Origin of the sequence: Terriglobus sp. (assembly GCF_965201105.1) — a bacterium.
In the GTDB taxonomy this organism is placed as follows: Bacteria; Acidobacteriota; Terriglobia; order Terriglobales; family Acidobacteriaceae; genus Terriglobus.
The window spans coordinates 3431402-3450754 of record NZ_OZ241741.1 but is presented as its reverse complement, the minus strand read 5'-3'; the positions used below and the strand labels follow the sequence as shown (position 1 = coordinate 3450754).

Here is a 19353-nt window from a genome sequence, read left to right as displayed (position 1 = left end):
GTTGCATTTAGAAGTCGTTGTTCACTCGGGGTAGGGCCGCATGTTGCGAATCCTGCGGGTTCACGATCAGGGAGATTGATTCGCCAGGCGTGAATGGAAATCTGCGGTCTACCTGCAGGCGGGTTGCGGTGCCGTCCGGGAGTAAGGCTTCTACGTCCCAGGTGGGAACACTATTTGTGTAACCAGCTTGCCGCGCGTGGATGACACGGCCGACCATCGGAACACCGTGACGGCGGTTCCTTGCATCCCGGATCGATCCCCAAATCAGGGCACCTAAGCTGCTTAGCAGGGTTAACAACAGAAAGCTCGCCGGGATGGCCATGAGCCAGGGATGTCTGCTCGCGTTGGGCAAGCAGAACGGGCCCGACGCGAAAAACCCCGACATGCCGATGGAGAAAATAATCCAATTGGTCCGGTTCATCTCGACTCCTGTTCGCAGGCGTGAGAATTCGTGAATTGGAAGGTTCTAATGCTCAATCATTCTTTTTCTTGTTACGCGGCCGCACCTTGAACCAGATCGGCGAGCCGATGAACTTCCAGCGATCGCGGATCAGGTTCTGCAGAAAGCGTTCGTAGCTGAAGTGCAGCCGCACATCGCGGTCGGTGAAAAGCACGAACGTGGGTGGCGCCACGGCGGCCTGCGTCATGTAATAAATGCGCACGCGCTTGTTGTATGGAACGCCGGCGCGCTCGAAATCGATGCCGTCCAGGAACTTGTTCATCTGGCCGGTGGAAATGCGGCGGCGGCGCTCGCGCGCGACAAGTTGCACCTTCTTGAAGACCTCGTCGACGTTGATGCCCTCACGCGCGCTGATGAAGAGAAGCGGTGCGTAATCCAGGTACTTCAGCGCGTCACGCACCTGCTCGGTGTAGACCTTCTTATCCGCGGGGGCGGGCACGTTCTCTTCGCCGGCCGCGATGCGCTGCTCGCGCTCGGTGGTCACGGCGTCCCACTTGTTTACGACGATGACGACGCTGCGCCCGCTCTCATGCGCGTAGCCACCGATGTTGGCGTCCAGGCCGGTCACGCCCTCGGTGGCGTCGATGATCAGCAGCGCCACGTCAGCGGCTTCCAGGTGCTTGCGTGCCATGATCACGGAAAGCTTCTCGGCCATTAGCGTGGTCTTGCCCTTGCGGCGGATGCCGGCGGTATCCACAAAGCGGAAGCGGTGACCGTCGCGCTCGACCGTTTCGTCCACCGCGTCGCGCGTGGTGCCCGCGATGGGCGAGACGATGGCGCGGCCGGTGCCGGTCAGGGCATTGAGCAGCGTCGATTTGCCAACGTTGGGCCGGCCAATAATGGCGATGCTGGTTTCGCGGCTGACGTGCTCGCCGTGGGAGCGCAGCCTGCGTTCGCGCGGCTTCTCCTCGCCGTTTTCATCCAGCTCGGCTTCGCCCTCCCACACGTCGTCGAGTTCCGCAGCCTCTTCGGGTTCCAGGTCGGGCATCGCGGCAGAGACCGCGTCCAGCAGTTCGCCCACGCCCAGGCCGTGCTCTGCGCTGATCGGGAAGACCTCCTTAAAGCCGAGCGTCCGGAAGTTCTCTGCCTGCGGCGTGATCTTTTCCGTGTCCATCTTGTTCACGGCCAGAAAGAGCGGCTTGCCGGAGCGTAGAAGCAGGCGCGACAGCTCCAGGTCCGGCGCGGCCAGTTCGCTGCGGCCGTCCACCACCATGACGATGGCCTGTGCTTCGTCGAGCGCGACCTGTGCCTGCCGGAAAATTTCGCTCGGGATGAGCGCTTCATCGTCGGGCACCACGCCGCCGGTGTCGACAATGCGCAGAAGGCGGCCGTCCCAGTCGACCTCGCCGTAGATGCGGTCGCGGGTAATGCCCGGCTCGTCGCCCACGATGGAGCGGCGCGTGCCGGTGAGCCGGTTGAATAGCGTGGATTTGCCGACGTTGGGGCGCCCGCAGATCGCGAACAGCGGCGCGGCAATGCTGTCGCTGGGCCGCTGCGCTTCTTCAATCAGCGGCAGCATGGCGGCAAGCGCGTTCTCCGTTTCCGGATCGCTCAGCGCGGCCGAGTGGACCCCGCGGTGCAACCCGTGCGGTTCGTCATGCCTGGGCGCGGCGTTGGATGCCATGCCACGCTCGCCACGCGCGGGCCGGTTGGAAACAGGCCGTGATTCTGCAGGCAGCGCTCCCGGCGCCATTTGCGCGCCGGTGACGGAGCGGCCACGCTGGCGCTCCGGCGATTGCGTGCGAACCTTGCTTTTGCTGAACGCGGCAGCCTTTTTCGCCGCCGCGGCCTTGCGGCCCTTGGGCGAGGCTCCACTCAGCGCGCCGGTAGATGCTTTCGCACCTTTGGGCGTCGCGCCCTTGTGGGGCCGCGTCTGCGCAGCCCGATGCTTTTTCCCAAGCCGCTTCTTTTCAGGAGCCATTTGCCAAACCCTGCCGTCTTCAAGGGTAGCAGTGTAGGCACGCCGGCTGCTTGCAACGTGTAACGCGACACGTTACATTGGGCGGGTGATCAAGTCATTCCGGCATGCCGGACTGGAAAAGTTCTTCCTTACGGGTTCCAAAGCGGGCATTGTTCCCGATCACGCCAGGCGCCTCACCATTCAGCTCTCCGCTTTGAACGTTGCCAGCCGTCCCGAAGAGATAAACCAGCCCGGTTGGGATTGGCATCCGCTACAGGCAGGGCTAGCCGGACACTTTGCCATCAAGGTCAATAAAAACTGGCGTCTCACGTTTGTTTTTGAAGGAGAAGACGCAGTGCTTACGGATTACCAGGATTACCACTGAAGCTGCCAAGGAGTGGCATATGCATCTGCACAATCCCAGCCATCCCGGAGAAGTGTTGCGAGACATCAGCCAAGGCCTGGTCCAGGCCGATCTCGCGAGCCGGCTGGGGGTCACTCGGCAAACGCTGTCGCGCATCCTGAACGGGCATGCGAGCGTGACTGCATCCATGGCTCTGCGCCTGTCGAAAGCTTTCCCGAATTCCACGCCAGAGATGTGGCTCAAGCTGCAGATGCAGTACGACTTGTGGCAGGCACGTTACGCTGCGAAGCCTATTCGATCCGCATCACGTCGTAAGGCCACTCGGACGGCGGTTGCTGCTTAGCGATCGCAAAGGTGCGCACTCGTGAACCGGCAAACGTTTCTGAAATAGGACGGGACGCAGCTTCTGGCAAGGGCGGCCGGGCGCAGGCAATTACGGCTTTGCCGTCACCTGCTGCAGTACACGGGCTCGTTCGCCCGTAAGTGGTCCAACCGTCGTCGCCGGTTTTCCGTCGTCGCCACCGTACTTCTGCGTGGTCCGGTACCTCAGAACAGACACATACTGGTTTGTCTGCGGGTTGAATTTCCACGCCTGCACCGTCTGCCGGTGGGCCTCAAAATGCGATTCGCCGTGGTCCATGTCCCAGTAGGGTTCTGCGGTCACCAACAACGGAAAGGGTGACGCGGAGCCGGCATCCCAAAGCGCCGCCTCACCCTCATCCACCAGCGCCACGTCCGGCAGCAGATTCTGCAGTGTTCGTTCTGGCGTGACGCGCAGCAGGGCAAACCGCGTCAGCGAACCGCTGCCACCCGCGTTGAACGTCGCGGCAAAGAGCGTCCATGCGCCCCCGTTTGGCAGTGCATGTTTGTCACTGCGTGGCGAAAGCCCGAAGTCATACTTGCCACCACCACCCGGAATCGGCTGGGACGGCATGGTGTAGCACGTGGTCTGCTCCGGCAACAGGCACAGCCTGGCTCCGGAAACGGGGAACCCGTCGCTGTCAAGCTTGCCTTGTTTCGTGACGAACCGGGGAAACGGCTGTTCGTTTCCGCTCTGGGCGATCCCGGGTACACCTGTGCCCAAGGCAAGCGTGAGCAACACCACAAGACTGCACTGCCGAACCATTCTGTTCCTCCAAAGTTTTGCTCTCGCATGGATGCGCCCGGTATAGGCATGCGGATGTACGCCACTAAGATAGAAAAGGGGTTCGCCTCTTCTTCGCATGCCAGCCGCCACCAGCGCCCCAACCCGAGCAGACGCTCTGCCCACCCTGCGCGAGTTCTTTGCGCCGGGCGGCGTCCTTGCGGGGTCGTCGCTCAGCTATGAGCACCGGCCGGGGCAGTTTGAGATGGCAAAGGCGGTCGAGAAGGCGTTGGAGGAGCGCCGCCACCTGATCGTGGAGGCCGGCACCGGAACGGGCAAGACGCTCGCCTACCTGTTGCCCGCGCTGCGTGTCGCACGTGATCAGGGCAAACGCGTGATCGTCTCGACCGGCACGAAAAATTTGCAGGAGCAGCTCTTTTTCAAGGACATCCCCTTTCTGGAGTCTCTGCTCGGGCCGCTGCGCGTGACGTATATGAAGGGCCGCGGCAACTACATCTGCAAGCAGAAGCTGTACGCTTTGCAAGCCGCGCCGTTGCTAAGCGAGCCCGCCGAGGTGCAGCAGTTCCACATCATCCGCGATTGGGAAAAGGACACCGCGACCGGCGACCGCGCGGAGATTGCTGGGCTGCCTGAGCCGTCGCTGCTGTTCAGCAAGCTGGATGCGCGCAGCGAGGCCTGCCTGGGCCAAACCTGCCCCAACTTCGAGCCGTGCTGGATCACGCAGATGCGCAAGCGAGCGCTTGAGAGCGACCTGATCATCGTCAACCATCACCTGTTTTTTGCGGACCTCAACATCAAGCAGCAAGCCGCTGGAGCGCCCGACGCGGGCGTGCTTCCGGAAGCCGCGGCGGTCATCTTCGATGAGGCGCATGAACTGGAGCACGTGGCAAGCGAGTACTTTGGCGTCGCTGTGTCACAGCAGCGATGCGAGGAACTGGCGCGCGACACGGAGCTGCTGCTGAAAGCGAAAAAGGTCTCAGTCGACGGCGTGCAGAACGCGACGAACATGCTCCGCGAACGCTCGCGCATGTTCTTTGGCACCTTGCCGCAAGCCGCTGGCACGATCGGCCGCCAACCTTTTCAGGACCGCGCCGGGTTTCTGGAGGAGCGCGGCGAGCACTATGCAACATTCACCGTCGCGCTGGAGCGGCTCTTCGACGAACTCGAGCGATTGAAGGACGTGGACGAGTCCGCCGGCCTGCGCCGCCGCGCACAGGACCTGCGGCTGAGCACGCGCTTCCTGATGGAGTCCGACGATCCGAACACGGTCTTTTGGATCGAGCGCCGCGCGGCCGGCGGCGTGAAGAATGCTTCTCGGCTAGCACCCGGCACGGCGCCCAGCTTCCACACCCACCTGCAGGCTACGCCCATTGACGTGTCCGAGATCCTGCAAACGCAGCTCTTCGCCAACTTCAGCACGGTCGTGCTCACCAGCGCCACGCTCACGGTGCAGGGCGGCTTCGACCACATCGCAAAGCGGCTGGGGCTGGTCGGTGCCCGCGAGCTCACCGTGCCCTCGCATTTTCAATACGGCAAGCAGGCGCTGCTGTACCTGCCGCCGTACCTGCCCGACCCGCGCGACGCCAACTACACGCCACAGGCCGCCGAGCGCATGCGCCGCGTTCTGGAGCTTTCGCGCGGCCGCGCCTTTTGCCTCTTCACCAGCTACGCGCAGATGCGTGAGATGTACGAGCGCATGCTGGTTGAACTGCCGTTTCCGCTGCTGCTGCAGGGCACCGCGCCACGCAAGGCTCTGATGGATGAGTTCCGCACCACGCCGAACGCGGTGCTCTTCGGCACGTCGAGCTTCTGGCAGGGCGTGGACGTGCAGGGCGAGCAACTGAGCTGCGTCATCATCGACCGGTTGCCCTTTGCCGTGCCGAGCGATCCGGTCGTCCAGGCGAGGATGGAGGCAGTGGAGCGGGCTGGCGGCAAGCCGTTCTATGACCTGCAGATTCCGCAGGCGGTCATCACGCTCAAGCAGGGCTTCGGGCGCCTGATCCGTTCCGCCACCGACCGTGGCGTGCTGGTCCTGTTGGACAACCGCGTGCAACGCCAGAGTTACGGCAAGGTGTTTCTGGACAGCCTGCCGCCGTACCGCATCACGCAGAACATTGATGATGTGGAGCGATTTTTCCTGCAGCCGAAGGACGCCGCCGTCACCCGCTGAGCGCGACAGGTTGTTGCGTTTCCGCCGCCGCCGCCGCGGTATACATGCCGGCGGCGACAATCAGGATCGCGCCGAGCGCCATGGCCAGCGTTGGCCGCTCGCGCCAGATCATGAAGCCGATCAGAGCGCCCGTGGGCAGCTGGCTGTAGTGAAACTGCGACACATACGCGGTTCTCGCAGCGCGCAGCGCAAAGAAAAAGCACAGATTGCCGAGCACGCCGAAAAAGGCGATCGCGGCAATTGCGCCCGTCATGCGCAGGGAAACCGGTTGGGCGTGCCGCCCCGTGTACACGCCCGCAACGAGCGCAATGACCAGGCCTGAGAAGAAGGTCATGCTGCTGGCCGATTCGGTCTGGGTCATGCGGCGCGACCAGACCATGTTGGCGGAAAAGCAGGCGACGCACACAAGGCACGCACCATAGCCGATGCGATCCGCCTGGTGCGCGGCCCCGAACGGATTAACCGCGACAATCACGCCGGCGAAGCCAACCAGAAGCGCGAACATCTGCTGCCAGCGCAGCGCCTCCCGCAGCCACACGCGCGCCAGCACCGCGGCAACCAGCGGCGACAGAAAGATCAGGATGTAGAACATCGACAGCGGCATGTGCTGCAGCGCGATCAGCACGCAAAGGTTGTTGCCCAGATCGAGCAGAGACCGCAAGGCCTGCGGCAGCGGATGCCGCGGCCACAACGCGCGAAACTCACCGCGAACCGCAGCGCCCAAAACAATCAGCACAGCCGCCGCAAGCCCCACCAGCGCGATCACCTCCAGGCGCGGCAGGTTTGAAGCACCCGCGAACTTCAGGCACACATCGCACAAGACCCAGAGCGTGTACCCGGCCAGCGCCAGGCCGGCTGCCTGCAGATGTGACATCGTCCGCTTCATAGGGTTGCGCTGAACCCGAAGCGCCTGCGGGCTGTTGTGCAGAATGCGATGCGCGCTTAGGCCGCGTGTTCGCGCAGCCAGTCCCGCAGGGCGGAGTTCACCTGTTCTCCGACACTCCGGTCGCCGTGGCTGCGAAAAGCGCGCACCACGTCCGGTGCAATCTCCACCGGCTCCGGATCATCCTTTTCGGGCCGCTTCAGGGATTTGAAGAAGGCATACATCTCAGGGAATTCCTGGATCGGCCGAAACTGTGCGAAGTCCTCGGCAGTCAGCTCGCGGACCTCGCCGTCATCGTCAGTTAAGCCGTTCAGATACTCTTCGGAGTGGTAGTCCATACTTGTTCGCCTCCTTCTGCTTCGCCTTACGAAAGCTTATGACTCTTGCCCCGAGCTCGGTGTAGAGATAGCACACAATGTGCAGGCGTTCTTGCAGGTACCCGGCTGCTACATAGCGCGGCTCCCATTCCGCGGGCTTGGGTTCACGATAGCAGTGTCCCAGTCCAGTTCCGCGACTCGATCAAACGAAAGTTGCCGCTCCCGCGCGTTGCGTTCGCTCTTTGCCGGGTCGTACTCAAGCTTCACCCCGGCAAGTGTATCTAGAATAATCGTGAGGCCGTCATGCTGAGCCGCAACCTCTACATTCTCGCCGCCACGCTGGGCTTCTTTGCGCTGGTGTCATACGGCATCGGATTCAGCGGCATCGCCCACGAGCCGGGCGCGCCCCAGGACTCCAGCCTGTGGCAGATGATCGGCATCATCCTTCTGCTGCTTGGGCTGGTGGTCACGCTGTTCGGCGTGTTTCAGAGCATGTTTGAGCAGGCGGAGCGCCGTTCCGCGCGGCAGCGTGAACTCGATGGTCAGAAAGCGCCGCGCCGCCCGATTCGGTAGGTCGGCGCGCGCTCGTTCGCTAAACTGGAGGAGCGATGTATGAAGTCACCGTTGAAGCCGGCTTTTCCTCCGGCCACTACCTGCGCGAGTACTACGGCAAGTGCGAAAACCCGCACGGCCACAACTATCGCGTGCTGGTGACACTGGCCGGCGCGGAGCTGGAGCCGAACGGCCTCCTGCTCGATTTCAAGGTGCTGAAGGACGTGCTGAAGCCCGTGATCAACTACCTGGATCACCAGATGATCAATGATCTGGAGCCGTTCACCACCGTAAATCCGTCGGCGGAAAACCTGGCCCGGTACTTCTTCGACAGGACGAACGATCATCTGCGCGAGGTGACCGGTGGGCGTGTCCGCGTGAAGCGCAGCACGATTTTTGAAACGGACACATCGCAGGCCAGCTACTACGTTGACTAGGCACGCCCAAACTTCATGCGCCTGATTGAACTCTACAAATCCGTGCAGGGCGAAAGCTCGTTCACCGGCGTGCCGTGCATCTTTGTGCGTTTCGCCGGCTGCAACCTGCGTTGTGCGTGGTGCGATTCCACTTACACATTCCATGGTGGCAAGCCGTTTACCGAAGTTGAGGTCGTTGCGCAAATTCAGTCGCTGCAGCCGTGCCCGTTGGTTGAGTTCACCGGCGGCGAGCCCATGCTGCACGCCCGTGAACTGCTGCCGCTCATGCGCCGCCTGCTCCGCGACGACACGACGCGCTACACGCTCATGATGGAGACCAGCGGCGAGCGGCCGCTGGAGGAAGTGCCGGCCGAAGTTCACAAGATCGTGGATGTGAAGTGCCCGGGTTCGGGACCGGCCTTCGGGTCCTTCCGCATGAGCAACCTCGAAACGCTGACGGCGCGTGACGAGATCAAGTTTGTTCTGCGCGACCGTCGCGATTACGAGTTTGCGCGCGACTTCACGCGTGAGCACCTGGCCGGCAAAATCGCGGACGGCACGCTCGGGGGCATCCTGCTTTCCCCCGCGTTTCACCAGTCCCCCTCGCCGCTGCGCACGGCCGACAACATGGAGCTGGACCCGCGCGATCTGGTGCAATGGATGCTTGAGGACGGCTTGCCCGCGCGGCTTTCGCTGCAAATGCACAAGTTCGTGTGGGAGCCGCAGAAGAAGGGCGTCTAAGTCGCCGCTGGCCCGTCGACGATCTTCAGAATGCGTCTGTACACTGCAAGCTGAATGGCATCGCAGGCAACCAGCACGACGCGGTCACGCATCCCGCGCACGCCGGTTGAGCTTCCGCTGGACGCCGAGGCACAAGCCGCCTTTGCCGCCGCCCTGCTCGCCTGGTATCGCCGCCACGCACGCGACCTGCCCTGGCGGCGCGAGCCCAGCCCATACCGCACGTGGGTCAGCGAGATCATGCTGCAGCAGACCCGCGTCAATGCCGTGCTGGAGCACTTTCACGCATTTACCGAGCGCTTTCCGACCGTCGTGGCCCTGGCGCTTGCGCCGGAAGAAGAGGTGCTGTCGCGCTGGAGTGGGCTGGGCTACTACCGGCGCGCCCGCATGCTGCACCGCGCGGCCAAATTTCTGCTGCAGGAGCATGAGGGCACGCTGCCGCGCACCGCGGCGGAGCTTCGCACACTGCCCGGCATCGGCAGTTATACCGCTGCCGCGATCGCCAGCATTGCCTTTGGCGAGCGCGCCGCCGTGGTGGACGGCAACGTGGAGCGTGTGCTGCTGCGCATCGCGGGCCGGCCCGAGCAAGCGGATCGTGAGACCGTCGATTTTGTTCAGCGATTCGCCCAGGCACTCATCGATGCGCCGGCGTGTGAAGCTGAACAGAGCGGCACACCCGCGCCGCCGCCCGGCGATCACAACCAGGCCATGATGGAGCTTGGCGCCACCGTGTGCCTGCCGCGCGCGCCACGCTGCCTGGAATGCCCGGTGTACGACTGGTGCCGCACCCGCGGGGAACACCCCACGCCTGAACGTGCTGCCATGAAGTCAGAACGTGTGGCCTATGCACTCGCCACCCGAAACACGGGCGCGCGCGGCGGCGTAGAGGTGCTGCTGCACCGCCGCGATGCGGACCTGTCGTTGATGCCCGGCATGCTTGAACTGCCGACATTGAGCACGGCTCCCGCAAGCGAACCCATGCTTCGCCTGCGCCACGCCATCGTGGGCACCAATTACTATGCAGAAGTCTTTGGCATCACCAACCGTCAGCAGGTACGCCGCTTCGCTCTGCCCGGCCATCAGACTGCGTGGTTCGATGCGCAGCTGCTGGATCGCCTGCCGCTGACCGGGTTCGCGCGCAAGGTGTTGCAGCGTACCGGGTTGATGGCTCCGGCGGTCGCGCCCTCAGCACTTTCGATGGAATCCATTCCGCTCGCCTCATTCCCGTCACAAACGCGGACAGTTCGCAGCGTGCGGACCCCGCCCGCAGAAAGTGGGCCTGGGCCGCTCTTTATGACAGCGCGGAACGGCGGCAAAGGAACAAAGCAGGACATCTGAACGGCGCGGTGTCTGGAATCGAAGGCAAGCCGAGCACCGCCAAAGATGAAAGGCCCGGGATTGCTCCCGGGCCTTGATATGTTGCGCGCCGCCAGCTTACCGCTTCTTGGAAGCCTTATAGCTGTTCACGACCGACTGATCCATTTCGGCCAGAATGCCTTTGACCTCCGGTGCAAAACGGCCCGTGGGCGCCAGTTCCAGGTACTTGCTGTACGCTTCCACGCAACCCGGAGGCGGCACAAGCTTGTTGCCCTGCATGCTGCTCTTGCCGATCAGCGAAGCGCCCTTGATGTAGTACGCATCCGCCTTGGCCGGGTCCGCCGCAATGGCCTTGTCTGCGGCGGCTGCCGCTTCATCGTTGCTGCCCGCGTTCTTCAGCGTGACCGCGGCGTTGAAGTAGTACATGCTCGCCTTGGCGGGCTCGGCCTGCGCAGCCTTGTCATAGGCGTCGGTCGCGTCCTTCGGCTTGTTGGTGCTGCCGTAGGCCTGTCCCAAGCCGTTGTAAGCCGCGCCGGCAAAAGCCGGGTTTGGCTTCTTGCTGGCAGCATTTGTGTCCACGGCTTTTTGGAAGGCGGTCGTTGCGTCCGTGTAGTCCTGCGTCTTCTTGCTCGCGTCGGTGTCCGCCTTGGCCAGGGCCAATTCGGCATTACCCTGCTCCAGCCACAATACCGGCTCATCTGTCTTTACGCTGGTGGCCTGCTTCATGTCATCCACGGCACCTTGCGGGTTCGTCTTTTCTTCCTCGCGCGCCTTGGTCAGCAGGGTATTCAGGTTGCCGATCTGCTTGTTAGCGTTCGTAGCCTCTGAGTTCTTCTTCTTGAAATCTTCAATCTGCTTGCGCTCTTCCGGCGTCAAGTGCTTCAGGTAGTCCTCGCGGGTCATGTCGTCGTTTTCGGTCAGGTTGTCGCCCGCCTTGACCACCACGTGCTCCAGGTAATCGACCGTCTTTTCGTTCACCTGGTAGAACAGCACGTAGTCGCCCGGCGCAACGCCGTCGACCTTGTACGTGCCGTCCGCACCCACGGGAGCGGTGTATTGATACTTGCGGGTCTTGTCGTCCTGGCTGGTGCGGTCCGTCGTCAGCTTCACCACGCCTTCCTTGACCGGCTGGCCCGCTGGGTTGTTTACCGTGCCGTGTACGGTTCCCGGCGCGGGTGTTTGGGCCAAAACCGAGGCCGATGCCAAAACCAGCGTCGCCGCACTAAGAGAAAGGTTGCGAAGAGTTTTCATAATCGGTTCCTGTTGCTCCTGCCGGCCATATCTGCGCCAGTTTGGGTGATGTAAAAAATATTGGCTGCCGGCGACCGCATTCCGCGACACCGCCGTTCCGAGTGTAATCCGCTCCGCCCCTAGCCTTCTACGCCGGCCACGTAGGGGATCGGGTCTGCCCTGCCTGCTTCGCGGAAAGCACAGAGCCGCAAGACACAGCTTTCGCACACGCCGCAGGCCACCCGGTCGCCCGAATAGCATGACCAACTTACATGCAATGGTGCGTTCAGTTCAACACCCAGCCGCACGATCTCCGCTTTGCGCATGCGGATCAGCGGGGTTTCAATACGGATGTCACCCTCTTTCGTGCCCTGCCGGACCAGCGCGTTAAACGCGTCGTAGTAGGCCGGCCGGCAATCCGGGTAGCCCGAACTGTCCTGCTCCACCGCACCGATCAGAATCGTGCGGGCACCCAACACCTCTGCCCAGCTCACCGCTGCCGAAAGAAAATGCGCGTTGCGGAAAGGAACGTAGGTGACCGGCACTTCCGCGCCGATGCTGCTCACCTCCGCGGGCGCTTCCGGTACGGCGATAGTCGCGTCCGTCAGCGCCGAACCGCCGATGATGCGGAACAGGTCGACCCGCAGTGGCAGAAACTGCCGAAAGCCAAGCGCGTCTGCCACGGCCCGCGCCGACTCAAGCTCCCGCGCCTCCGTCCGCTGACCGTAGGAAAAGTGCAGGGCATAGGCATCGAAGTCGCGGGCCGCCAGGGCTGCGCACACGGTCGAGTCCATGCCCCCGGAAAGGCAGACGACCGCCTTCGGGCGCACCGCTCCACTTGCGGAGGGAGACTTCGCCGCCTCCACGTGCGCTCCGGGCGACGGATTCCCCGGCGCTGCACCCCGCTCCGTCACTACAGGTCGTCCCCGTTATCCGCCAACGAAGCGCCGATGGGCGTGTTCGCGCCGGTTGTAGTCTCACCGTCCTGCAGTCCGCCGGCCGGCACCGTGTTCAGCAGCTCGCGTGCGGCCGCGGCGTCGGCCACGCGCACCTGCAGCCGCGCACCACTCATCGGCAACAGGATGTTGGCTTCCTCACCCGAAAGAAAGCTGTCGATGCCGCTGCCGTCCAGCACACTCTGCGCCAGTTGCGCGTCGCCCACTTCGCTGTAGCTTGCCACCGTCACAAAATCGTCTTCGTCGCGCTCTGCCATCGTGCCTGCCTTTCGGTTCGTGTCCAAGTCTAAGACGCCGCCCGGCATGGCTCGGCTGCACGCGGCGCTAGTGCGCTTCCAACTCAATCTTTCCAATCAGCCGCGGCGCTCGCTTCAGGAAGAACACCAGAGGCAACAACAGGATCAGCAGATACGTGAAAAGGCGGTACTGGTCCATGTATGCCAGCAGTTGGGCCTGTTCATGCAGGCGGCTATACAGTTGCGCCAGCCCGGCCATCGCCTGGTTGGGGCCGCTGAACCCCTGTGCGTTGCCCACCGCGCCTATCGCCTGCTGCGCCAGCGGGTTCGACGGCGCAAGATTCGCCGCCATGTACGCCTGGTGCGTCTGCGCCGTACGCTGCAGAAACGTGCTTGCGACCGCGATGCCGATCGATCCACCTTCGTTGCGAACCAGCGCGTACAGGCCCGCGGCGTTGGAGCTCTGATCCGTGGGTAGAAAGCGGAACATGATCGTCGACAGCGGCACCGTCACCATGCCCAGCCCCAGGATCTGCACCACGCGGGGCCATATAAACGTCGCCTCCGACACGCCCAAGTTTGCCAGCGACAGCCACCACGTTCCCACCGTCATGGTCGCGATACCGGCAAAGATGAAGCCCCGTGCATCGCTGCCCCGGCCGAGCAGCCAGCCGACGATCGGCACCTCCAGCATGGTCACCAGGCCCGCGGGAGAAACTGCAATGCCGGCCTGCGTGGCGTCATAGCCCATCAGCTCCTGCATGAACTGCGGCAGCAGAAATGTGGAAGCATACAGCGCCGTGTACACGCCCAGCACGATCAGACAGCAGAAGGCGAAATTGCGCTCGCCCAGCAGCCGCAGGTTCACCACGGGGGCCTTCACGCGCAGCTCCCACCAGATCGCGGCCAAGAGGCAGCCGATCGCAAGGAAAGCCGTCCAGCAGATAAACGTGCTGCCGAACCAGTCCAGCTCCTGCCCCTTGTCCAGCACCACTTCCAGCGAGGCCAGGCCGATGGAAACAAGTGCCAGGCCGGTGCCGTCAATCTGCAGCTTCTTGCCTTTGTTCAGCAGGCGCCGGGCCACCAGCTGCGGCGGGTCGTGCAGCACAATCCGCGTAAAGAACGTACACAACAAGCCCACCGGAATGTTTATGTAGAAGATCCATCGCCACGAGTAGTTGTCGGTGATCCACCCGCCCAGGGTCGGGCCCAGTACCGGCGCCACCAGGATTGCGACCGTGTACACCGCCATCGCCATGCCGCGCTTTTCACCGGGAAAAGCATCGGCGAGGATTGCCTGCACGCTCGGCTGCAAGCCGCCGCCAGCCAGCCCCTGCAATACGCGGAAGACGACCAGCGCCCCAAGCGTTGGCGCAATGCCGCACGCCGCCGAAAACACCGTAAACAGCACCACGGAGATGAGGTAGAAATTCCTGCGCCCAATCACCGACGAAATCCAGCCCGAAATCGGCAGGATGATCGCATTCGCCACCAGGTAGCTGGTCAGCACCCAAGTGGATTCGTCCTGCGAGCTCGACAGCGCGCCGGCAATGTGCGGCAGCGCCACGTTGGCAATGGAGGTGTCCAGCACCTCCATAAAGGTGCCCATCGTGACGACCAGCGCCACAATCCAGGGATTGATCTCTTTAAGTGGCGCAAGCACCCTGGACCCGCCCGTCGCGGGCGAACTGAGCGGAACGCCAGGCTCAAATCGCGTAGCTGCCGGAGCGAGTGCTTCTTCGATTGGTACGATCCCTTCTGCCACGTGCCTTCCTGCAGCTCACCCGTGCGGCCCCAAAATCGGCCTCGCCATGGCAAACGGTGATTGGCGAACTTCATGGCCGCCCAATCATTTGAGGAGCGCACGAAGTGAGAAGATGCAGGCCCCCACATGCGCCAAACTGTCCTGCTTCTGCGGGCGAGTTGCATGCAACACCTGCGGCCCGCAGCCACCCGCTCAGTTCTTCGGCTGCTTCTCCACACCCTTGCTCGGGTTCTTGGCATCCACCAGGTCCGGTGTGCTGACGGCTCCCAGAGTTTCCTTTTGCGCGGTGGTGTCGATGCGCCGGGTTCGCGTAAACGGCGCCAGTTTGACCGAGCCTCCACTCTTCAACGCCTCCAGCACACCCTCCAGCACGCGCACGTCGGCGAAGCCCTCTTCGCCGTCCGGCTCGGGTTCTGTGTTGTTCAGAATGCAATCGCTGAAATACTTCAGCTCGCCGCCGAAATGGTCGGTGTTCTTGAAGCTCTCCTTCGACTTGTCATCCTTGATCGCGACCGTCTGCTCCAGCGGCTTGCCAAACATGTAGCACGGGTCGAGCATCACGGTGCCCTTGTCGCCAATGGCGGTGAAGCTGTTCGTCGGGTTGCCGTAATACGAGATGCTGAACTGCGCCAGCCGTTCGCCGGGGAACCGCAGCGTGACCGCGACGGTGTCGTAGAAGTCCTGCGGAAACCCCGACTCAGGATGCTTCGTACCCGCTGCGCTGACGACCTCCGTCGGCTCATCCTCAAACACATAGCGCGAGGCGTTCACGGGGTACGGCCCCATATCGAGCACCGGCCCCGCCAGGTCGCCGTGGTGTGCGCGGTGGTTCGAGGGATCCACGACCTGCGCGAAGCTCGAGTTGAACAGGTGTATGCGGCCCAGGTCGCCCGAGCGAATCTTGTCGATGGTCGCCAGCGTTGCCGGCTCAAAGTGCAAACGGTACGCCACCATCAGCTTGGCGCCGCTGCCGGTTTTTGCGGAGCGCTCTGCTTCCAGGATTGCCCGGCACTGCTCGGTTGAAACCTCCATCGGCTTCTCCGTCAACACGTGAATGCCGGCGTTGAGCGCAGGCACGATGAACTCGGCGTGACGCCAGTTCGGTGTTGCCAGGTAAATTGCGTCAAAGGTGCCGGCCTTGATCGCCTCCGCGAACTGGTCATAGCTATACGTCGCCTCGACGTTGTAGTCGTCGCCCAGCTTGCTCGCCTTCTCCGGATCACTGGTGACCAGCGCGGTGATCACGGAGTTCCCGGTGTGCTCTACGCCGGGCATCATGTCTTCCTGCGCAATGTCGCCGACGCCCACAATGGCGTAGCGCACCTTCTTCTCCTGCGCCATGCCCAACCATTCCTTGATCCCCATCTCGTCTCCTCGTCGTTGCAGACCGTGAGATGCGACAGGTCAGGCCCGGTGCCGTGGCGCGGCGCGATGTTGCGCGCGAGGCCCAGAGCACAAGCCTGTAGGCCCTGAATAGGCCTGCCAACCAGAGGTCTTAGGTTCGGTCTGGTGAATCACTATACGAGCAAAATTTGTCATTTCGACCGAAGCCCCACAGCTTCACCGTGGGGCGCAGCGGAGAAACCTGCATTTCTGCCAGTGCCCGCAGGACATGTGTGCGTCAGACGATTCATTACAAACCACCTGGGCCTGATCCCCGCCTACATATTCGTGTTGCCGGCGCGCATCTCTTCGTTAAACGTCGGCTTGGTAAACGCGATCGCCTCCGCCAGATTGTTTTCGAACTCGGCGTGGTGGCCCATCAGCGGCGTGGTCGCGGCGGCGAACTCGCGGTCCTGCTCAAACTGCAGCAGGCCGTCGCCGCTCAATGCCTCGGCGCTCTTCTGCAACTCGGCAACCGTGGTGTTCAGGTACTGTGCGTCGCGCGGGTCCAGCAGCCACACCGGCGCATTGCCGCCCAGCACGCCGCTCAACCAGTACACCTTGCTTGCCAAAAAGTCCTGCCGCTGCTGCTCATCGGTGTCGTTGAAGATGAACCGGCCCTGCTTGGTGGAGTAGTAGCGCGTGGTCACCGGCACGGGCTGGCGGTTGCCGCTCTTGACCAGTTCGATCTGCCCCTGGTCCATCACCTTGCGCACGGCGTTGTAGATGAAGCCTTCGGCAAAGGGCTGCTCCGGCGCGGCGACCACCTCAGCAAACGTCACCGTCATGCTGGCTGAAATCTTTGCCCGCAACTGCTGCTCGGCTGGCGTCTTTCCATCCTCCAGGCGGGCCTCGCCGTGCACAATGTAGGTGTCGGCGCCCGACGTGGACAGGTGAAACGGCCACTGCCAGCTGCTGAAGCTGATCGGCAGGCCGCCCAGCGTCACCGCGCACTCGGGACGCGGGTTGCGCAGCCGCTTGGCCGCCTGCAGCAGAAAGTCATGAACAGGCTGCTGAAACTCGGCCTTGCTCAGGTCCGTGTTGGCGCTCAACTCCAGCGTCTGCCGCCGCGCTGGATCGCTGGGCAGCGTCAAGGTATACAACTCGGTCGGCATCCCGTTGAAGCCGGCATTCTCGCCCGCGCCCGCCACCTTCAGCCCGGCCTGTGCTGCTGCCTGCTCCACCTGTTCCGCCAGCTTCGTTGTCAACGCCATCGTGCCCCTGTCCTTCGTGAAAAAGAGATGTTCCGGTGAGGCCGCTTGCAGCGTCTTCCGCAGCCGCGGCGCGCCCTTCGGCCCATCTGCGATGGTATCGCAGCCAGCACAGCCGAGTGGCATGGCCCCGGCCGGAGAGCCGGCACATCTGCTGAAACGACCCACTCGGAAATTACCTACTTGCCGAACGGGCCTTGACGGGAGCAATATGCTTCCACACTGCACGCCATCTCGCTCGCTGCGAGGAGGGATCATGTTTATCCGCCCCGGCCTTTCCCTTCGCATCCTTCTGACGGTCGCCTTGTCTGGTGCCGCGGCTGTGCCACTCCGCGCCCAGGACGCTCCTGCACCGCAGGTGGCGGACGCCGGCAAGATCCCCTCTTCCATCCCCGCACACGCCGAAACCGCACCCGCCCTGACGACGCGCACCCTGGACCCCGATGGGCCGCCATCGCTGGAGTTGGCTGATTCCCTAACCGCGCGCGGCCGCTATCTCGCCGCCATTCGCGTGTATGGCAAGCTTCAGCCCACCACCCCCAACATCCAGAACCGCATGGGTGTTGCCAGCGAGCGCATGCTCATGTTCGACCAGGCGCAGCACTGCTTTGAGGCCGCGCTGCAGCTCGACCCGAAGATGGGCGACGCCTGGAACAACCTGGGCACGGTCATGCACAACCGCGGCGATCTGGGCAAAGCGGAAAAGTACTACCGCAAAGCCATCAAGCTGAAGCCGAACAACGCCGATGCCTACCAGAACCTGGGCGCGCTCTATTACAGCAAGCGCAATTACAACAAGGGCGATGCCATGTACCGCGATGCCATGCGCATGGACCCCGAGGTCATGGACCGCACGGCACAGCGCGGCATCCAGGCCGGTGGCGGCAGCAAAAACCAGGCGGAAATGCATTACCACCTGGCCTGCACCTTTGCACAAAGCGGCAGCCCCAAACTCGCGCTCGATTACCTGCGCCGCAGCATCGTGGAAGGCTTCCACGACCGCAACCGTCTGCTGCACGAATCCAGCTTCGCCGACCTGCGTACCACCGAACCGTTCCTCAAAATGGTGGACGACCTGAAGAACAACTAACCGCTACCCTCGTGTTTCCGCCGTTACGGTTCGCTCTTCTTCGTGACCGCGTGCCGGGCGCGGGGTAGGTCCTGATGAACGGTACAACTAAAACCTTGTCATTTCGACCGGAGCACGCGCGCTCTTTGCGCGTGCGCAGTGGAGAAACCTGCATTTTGTCGGCACCAGCAGGGCATTATGTGCCGTAAAACTTTCATCCGATATTACTTAATGCCGCGTGGCGCCAAGCGGCGATTCCGCCCTACTCCACGACCCCCGCCGTTTGCTCCACAATGCTGAGCGGCTGGTTGCGCATCTGCTGGTACATGCGGCCCAGGTACTCGCCGATAATGCCCAGCAGCATGGCGTTTACGCTGATGCCCAGCAGGATCAGCGCGGCCAGTGTCGCAAAGCCCGGCGGCCAGTTCGACCCCAGCAAAACCTTCGCGATCACGTAGCCGACGATCGCGATAAACGTGACCACCGAGATAATCACCCCGATGTAGGTCGAAATCCGCAGCGGCACGACCGAATGGTTCAGAATGCCGTCCACCGCAAGCGAGACCAGCTTGGAAAACGGGAATTTGCTTTCGCCGCTGGTGCGCACGCCCCGGTTATAGGGAACGCCCACCTGCTTGAAGCCGAGCGACGCAATGGTGCCGCGCAGGTATGGCTTCGCGTCTTCAAAGCTCTTCAGCAACTCGATCACGCGCCGGCTGATCAGGCGGAAGTCCCCCGCGTCCACGGGAATCTGGTCTTCGCTGAGCTTGTCGATCAGACGGTAGAACAGGGCGCGCTGCACATTCGTAATCCACGCCTCCTGCCGCTTCACGCGGACGCCGTAGACCACCTCGGCGCCGTTCTCCCATTCCTGCAAAAAGCGCCCGATCAGTTCGGGCGGGTCCTGCAGGTCCACATCCATCTGGATCGCCGCGTCACCCTTCGCCTTGGTGTACCCGGTCATGATTGACCGCTGAAAGCCGAAGTTGCGTGAGAACCGATAAGCCCGGACGCGACGGTCGCGGCGCGCCATGTCCTGCAGCAAAGGAAAGGTCGCGTCTTCGCTGTGGTTATCGGTAAAGACGAACTCAAAATCGTACTTCGACTCAAGCGGCGCCACCACCGCACAGATGGCATCGTGGAACGGCAGAACCGTCGTTTCCTCGTTGTACACCGGCACCACGATGGAGATGAGCCGTTTCTGCTCCCCAGGATTGGCGTTCGTCACCCTGTGCTCCTCCTCTTGCGGCATGTCCGGCAAACGTCCAATCTGTTCCCAGG

Annotated in this window: 21 protein-coding genes; 8 read left to right on the top strand and 13 right to left on the bottom strand. The window is 62.8% G+C overall.

Annotation, left to right across the window (positions count from 1 at the left end):
- Positions 1–7: 7 nt before the first annotated feature.
- Positions 8–421 (bottom strand): hypothetical protein, encoded by a 414-nt coding sequence (locus ACOFKT_RS15275; RefSeq protein ID WP_419804844.1) that lies wholly within the window; start codon positions 419–421, stop codon positions 8–10.
- A gap of 52 nt (positions 422–473) precedes the next feature.
- The gene (gene der / locus ACOFKT_RS15270) at positions 474–2381 is read right to left on the bottom strand and encodes a ribosome biogenesis GTPase Der (protein WP_419804843.1); all 1908 of its coding nucleotides are present in this window, start codon (positions 2379–2381) and stop codon (positions 474–476) included.
- 85 nt (positions 2382–2466) lie between these two features.
- Between der and ACOFKT_RS15265 the strand changes: the two genes are divergently transcribed.
- The gene (locus tag ACOFKT_RS15265) at positions 2467–2745 is read left to right on the top strand and encodes a type II toxin-antitoxin system RelE/ParE family toxin (protein WP_419804842.1); all 279 of its coding nucleotides are present in this window, start codon (positions 2467–2469) and stop codon (positions 2743–2745) included.
- Positions 2746–2764: 19 nt separating this feature from the next.
- A complete protein-coding gene (locus tag ACOFKT_RS15260; protein WP_419804841.1) occupies positions 2765–3067 on the top strand; it encodes a HigA family addiction module antitoxin in 303 nt (100 codons plus the stop codon).
- Positions 3068–3157: 90 nt separating this feature from the next.
- Here ACOFKT_RS15260 and ACOFKT_RS15255 read toward each other — a convergent pair whose 3' ends face one another.
- Positions 3158–3850, bottom strand: a complete 693-nt coding sequence (locus ACOFKT_RS15255) for a hypothetical protein (RefSeq protein WP_419804840.1) — start codon at positions 3848–3850, stop codon at positions 3158–3160.
- 97 nt (positions 3851–3947) lie between these two features.
- On the opposite strand from ACOFKT_RS15255, the gene ACOFKT_RS15250 reads away from it, so the two are divergent.
- Positions 3948–5999: an ATP-dependent DNA helicase gene (locus ACOFKT_RS15250; protein ID WP_419804839.1), complete on the top strand. Its 2052-nt coding sequence runs from the start codon at positions 3948–3950 to the stop codon at positions 5997–5999.
- Here ACOFKT_RS15250 and ACOFKT_RS15245 read toward each other — a convergent pair.
- The 3 genes from ACOFKT_RS15245 to ACOFKT_RS15235 form a co-directional block, all read right to left on the bottom strand.
- The gene (locus ACOFKT_RS15245) at positions 5989–6873 is read right to left on the bottom strand and encodes a DMT family transporter (protein WP_419804838.1); all 885 of its coding nucleotides are present in this window, start codon (positions 6871–6873) and stop codon (positions 5989–5991) included. The two genes, ACOFKT_RS15250 and ACOFKT_RS15245, sit on opposite strands and share 11 nt — an antisense overlap.
- Before the next feature lie 68 nt (positions 6874–6941).
- Complete coding sequence (locus ACOFKT_RS15240; protein WP_419804837.1) at positions 6942–7220, bottom strand: hypothetical protein; 279 nt, start codon at positions 7218–7220, stop codon at positions 6942–6944.
- Positions 7180–7383 carry a BrnT family toxin gene (locus ACOFKT_RS15235; protein WP_419807180.1) on the bottom strand — a complete coding sequence of 68 codons (204 nt, stop codon included), beginning with the start codon at positions 7381–7383 and terminating at the stop codon, positions 7180–7182. Before ACOFKT_RS15235 ends, ACOFKT_RS15240 begins: the two co-directional genes overlap by 41 nt.
- A 119-nt stretch (positions 7384–7502) precedes the next feature.
- Here ACOFKT_RS15235 and ACOFKT_RS15230 point away from each other — a divergent pair, with 119 nt between their 5' ends.
- Genes ACOFKT_RS15230 through ACOFKT_RS15215 form a run of 4 tightly spaced genes read left to right on the top strand, consistent with a single transcriptional unit; the run spans position 7503 to position 10243 of the window.
- Complete coding sequence (locus ACOFKT_RS15230) at positions 7503–7772, top strand: hypothetical protein (RefSeq protein ID WP_419804836.1); 270 nt, start codon at positions 7503–7505, stop codon at positions 7770–7772.
- Between the two features lie 35 nt (positions 7773–7807).
- The gene (queD, locus tag ACOFKT_RS15225; protein ID WP_419804835.1) at positions 7808–8188 is read left to right on the top strand and encodes a 6-carboxytetrahydropterin synthase QueD; all 381 of its coding nucleotides are present in this window, start codon (positions 7808–7810) and stop codon (positions 8186–8188) included.
- 15 nt (positions 8189–8203) lie between these two features.
- Positions 8204–8908: a 7-carboxy-7-deazaguanine synthase QueE gene (locus tag ACOFKT_RS15220; protein ID WP_419804834.1), complete on the top strand. Its 705-nt coding sequence runs from the start codon at positions 8204–8206 to the stop codon at positions 8906–8908.
- Positions 8909–8962: 54 nt separating this feature from the next.
- The gene (locus ACOFKT_RS15215; RefSeq protein ID WP_419804833.1) at positions 8963–10243 is read left to right on the top strand and encodes an A/G-specific adenine glycosylase; all 1281 of its coding nucleotides are present in this window, start codon (positions 8963–8965) and stop codon (positions 10241–10243) included.
- 96 nt (positions 10244–10339) lie between these two features.
- Here the strand turns inward: ACOFKT_RS15215 and ACOFKT_RS15210 are convergent, their stop codons facing one another.
- The 6 genes from ACOFKT_RS15210 to ACOFKT_RS15185 form a co-directional block, all read right to left on the bottom strand.
- On the bottom strand, positions 10340–11473 hold the full coding sequence (locus ACOFKT_RS15210; RefSeq protein ID WP_419804832.1) for a hypothetical protein: 1134 nt from the start codon (positions 11471–11473) through the stop codon (positions 10340–10342).
- Between the two features lie 119 nt (positions 11474–11592).
- Complete coding sequence (queC, locus tag ACOFKT_RS15205) at positions 11593–12282, bottom strand: 7-cyano-7-deazaguanine synthase QueC (RefSeq protein ID WP_419804831.1); 690 nt, start codon at positions 12280–12282, stop codon at positions 11593–11595.
- A gap of 83 nt (positions 12283–12365) precedes the next feature.
- Positions 12366–12665: a hypothetical protein gene (locus ACOFKT_RS15200; protein ID WP_419804830.1), complete on the bottom strand. Its 300-nt coding sequence runs from the start codon at positions 12663–12665 to the stop codon at positions 12366–12368.
- A gap of 67 nt (positions 12666–12732) precedes the next feature.
- On the bottom strand, positions 12733–14409 hold the full coding sequence (locus ACOFKT_RS15195) for a DHA2 family efflux MFS transporter permease subunit (RefSeq protein ID WP_419804829.1): 1677 nt from the start codon (positions 14407–14409) through the stop codon (positions 12733–12735).
- Between the two features lie 192 nt (positions 14410–14601).
- The gene (locus tag ACOFKT_RS15190) at positions 14602–15774 is read right to left on the bottom strand and encodes a Gfo/Idh/MocA family protein (RefSeq protein ID WP_419804828.1); all 1173 of its coding nucleotides are present in this window, start codon (positions 15772–15774) and stop codon (positions 14602–14604) included.
- Positions 15775–16070: 296 nt separating this feature from the next.
- Positions 16071–17006, bottom strand: a complete 936-nt coding sequence (locus ACOFKT_RS15185; protein WP_419804827.1) for a hypothetical protein — start codon at positions 17004–17006, stop codon at positions 16071–16073.
- A 253-nt stretch (positions 17007–17259) separates the two neighbouring features.
- Between ACOFKT_RS15185 and ACOFKT_RS15180 the strand changes: the two genes are divergently transcribed.
- Entirely contained in the window at positions 17260–18093 is an 834-nt protein-coding gene (locus tag ACOFKT_RS15180; protein ID WP_419804826.1) for a tetratricopeptide repeat protein, read from the top strand.
- A 241-nt stretch (positions 18094–18334) separates the two neighbouring features.
- On the opposite strand, the gene ACOFKT_RS15175 is transcribed toward ACOFKT_RS15180, so the two are convergent.
- On the bottom strand, positions 18335–19300 hold the full coding sequence (locus tag ACOFKT_RS15175; RefSeq protein WP_419804825.1) for a glycosyltransferase family 2 protein: 966 nt from the start codon (positions 19298–19300) through the stop codon (positions 18335–18337).
- Positions 19301–19353 lie beyond the last annotated feature (53 nt).

What these genes read in the sequence shown, in the direction of transcription:
- ACOFKT_RS15220 (WP_419804834.1), top strand. Translation starts at nt 8,204, where the DNA reads ATGCGCCTGATTGAACTCTACAAATCCGTGCAGGGCGAAAGCTCGTTC.
- ACOFKT_RS15255 (WP_419804840.1), bottom strand. Translation starts at nt 3,850, where the DNA reads ATGGTTCGGCAGTGCAGTCTTGTGGTGTTGCTCACGCTTGCCTTGGGC.
- ACOFKT_RS15210 (WP_419804832.1), bottom strand. Translation starts at nt 11,473, where the DNA reads ATGAAAACTCTTCGCAACCTTTCTCTTAGTGCGGCGACGCTGGTTTTG.
- ACOFKT_RS15185 (WP_419804827.1), bottom strand. Translation starts at nt 17,006, where the DNA reads ATGGCGTTGACAACGAAGCTGGCGGAACAGGTGGAGCAGGCAGCAGCA.
- ACOFKT_RS15260 (WP_419804841.1), top strand. Translation starts at nt 2,765, where the DNA reads ATGCATCTGCACAATCCCAGCCATCCCGGAGAAGTGTTGCGAGACATC.
- der (WP_419804843.1), bottom strand. Translation starts at nt 2,381, where the DNA reads ATGGCTCCTGAAAAGAAGCGGCTTGGGAAAAAGCATCGGGCTGCGCAG.
- ACOFKT_RS15245 (WP_419804838.1), bottom strand. Translation starts at nt 6,873, where the DNA reads ATGTCACATCTGCAGGCAGCCGGCCTGGCGCTGGCCGGGTACACGCTC.
- ACOFKT_RS15230 (WP_419804836.1), top strand. Translation starts at nt 7,503, where the DNA reads ATGCTGAGCCGCAACCTCTACATTCTCGCCGCCACGCTGGGCTTCTTT.
- queD (WP_419804835.1), top strand. Translation starts at nt 7,808, where the DNA reads ATGTATGAAGTCACCGTTGAAGCCGGCTTTTCCTCCGGCCACTACCTG.
- ACOFKT_RS15215 (WP_419804833.1), top strand. Translation starts at nt 8,963, where the DNA reads ATGGCATCGCAGGCAACCAGCACGACGCGGTCACGCATCCCGCGCACG.
- ACOFKT_RS15200 (WP_419804830.1), bottom strand. Translation starts at nt 12,665, where the DNA reads ATGGCAGAGCGCGACGAAGACGATTTTGTGACGGTGGCAAGCTACAGC.
- ACOFKT_RS15190 (WP_419804828.1), bottom strand. Translation starts at nt 15,774, where the DNA reads ATGGGGATCAAGGAATGGTTGGGCATGGCGCAGGAGAAGAAGGTGCGC.
- ACOFKT_RS15275 (WP_419804844.1), bottom strand. Translation starts at nt 421, where the DNA reads ATGAACCGGACCAATTGGATTATTTTCTCCATCGGCATGTCGGGGTTT.
- ACOFKT_RS15250 (WP_419804839.1), top strand. Translation starts at nt 3,948, where the DNA reads ATGCCAGCCGCCACCAGCGCCCCAACCCGAGCAGACGCTCTGCCCACC.
- ACOFKT_RS15240 (WP_419804837.1), bottom strand. Translation starts at nt 7,220, where the DNA reads ATGGACTACCACTCCGAAGAGTATCTGAACGGCTTAACTGACGATGAC.
- ACOFKT_RS15180 (WP_419804826.1), top strand. Translation starts at nt 17,260, where the DNA reads ATGTTTATCCGCCCCGGCCTTTCCCTTCGCATCCTTCTGACGGTCGCC.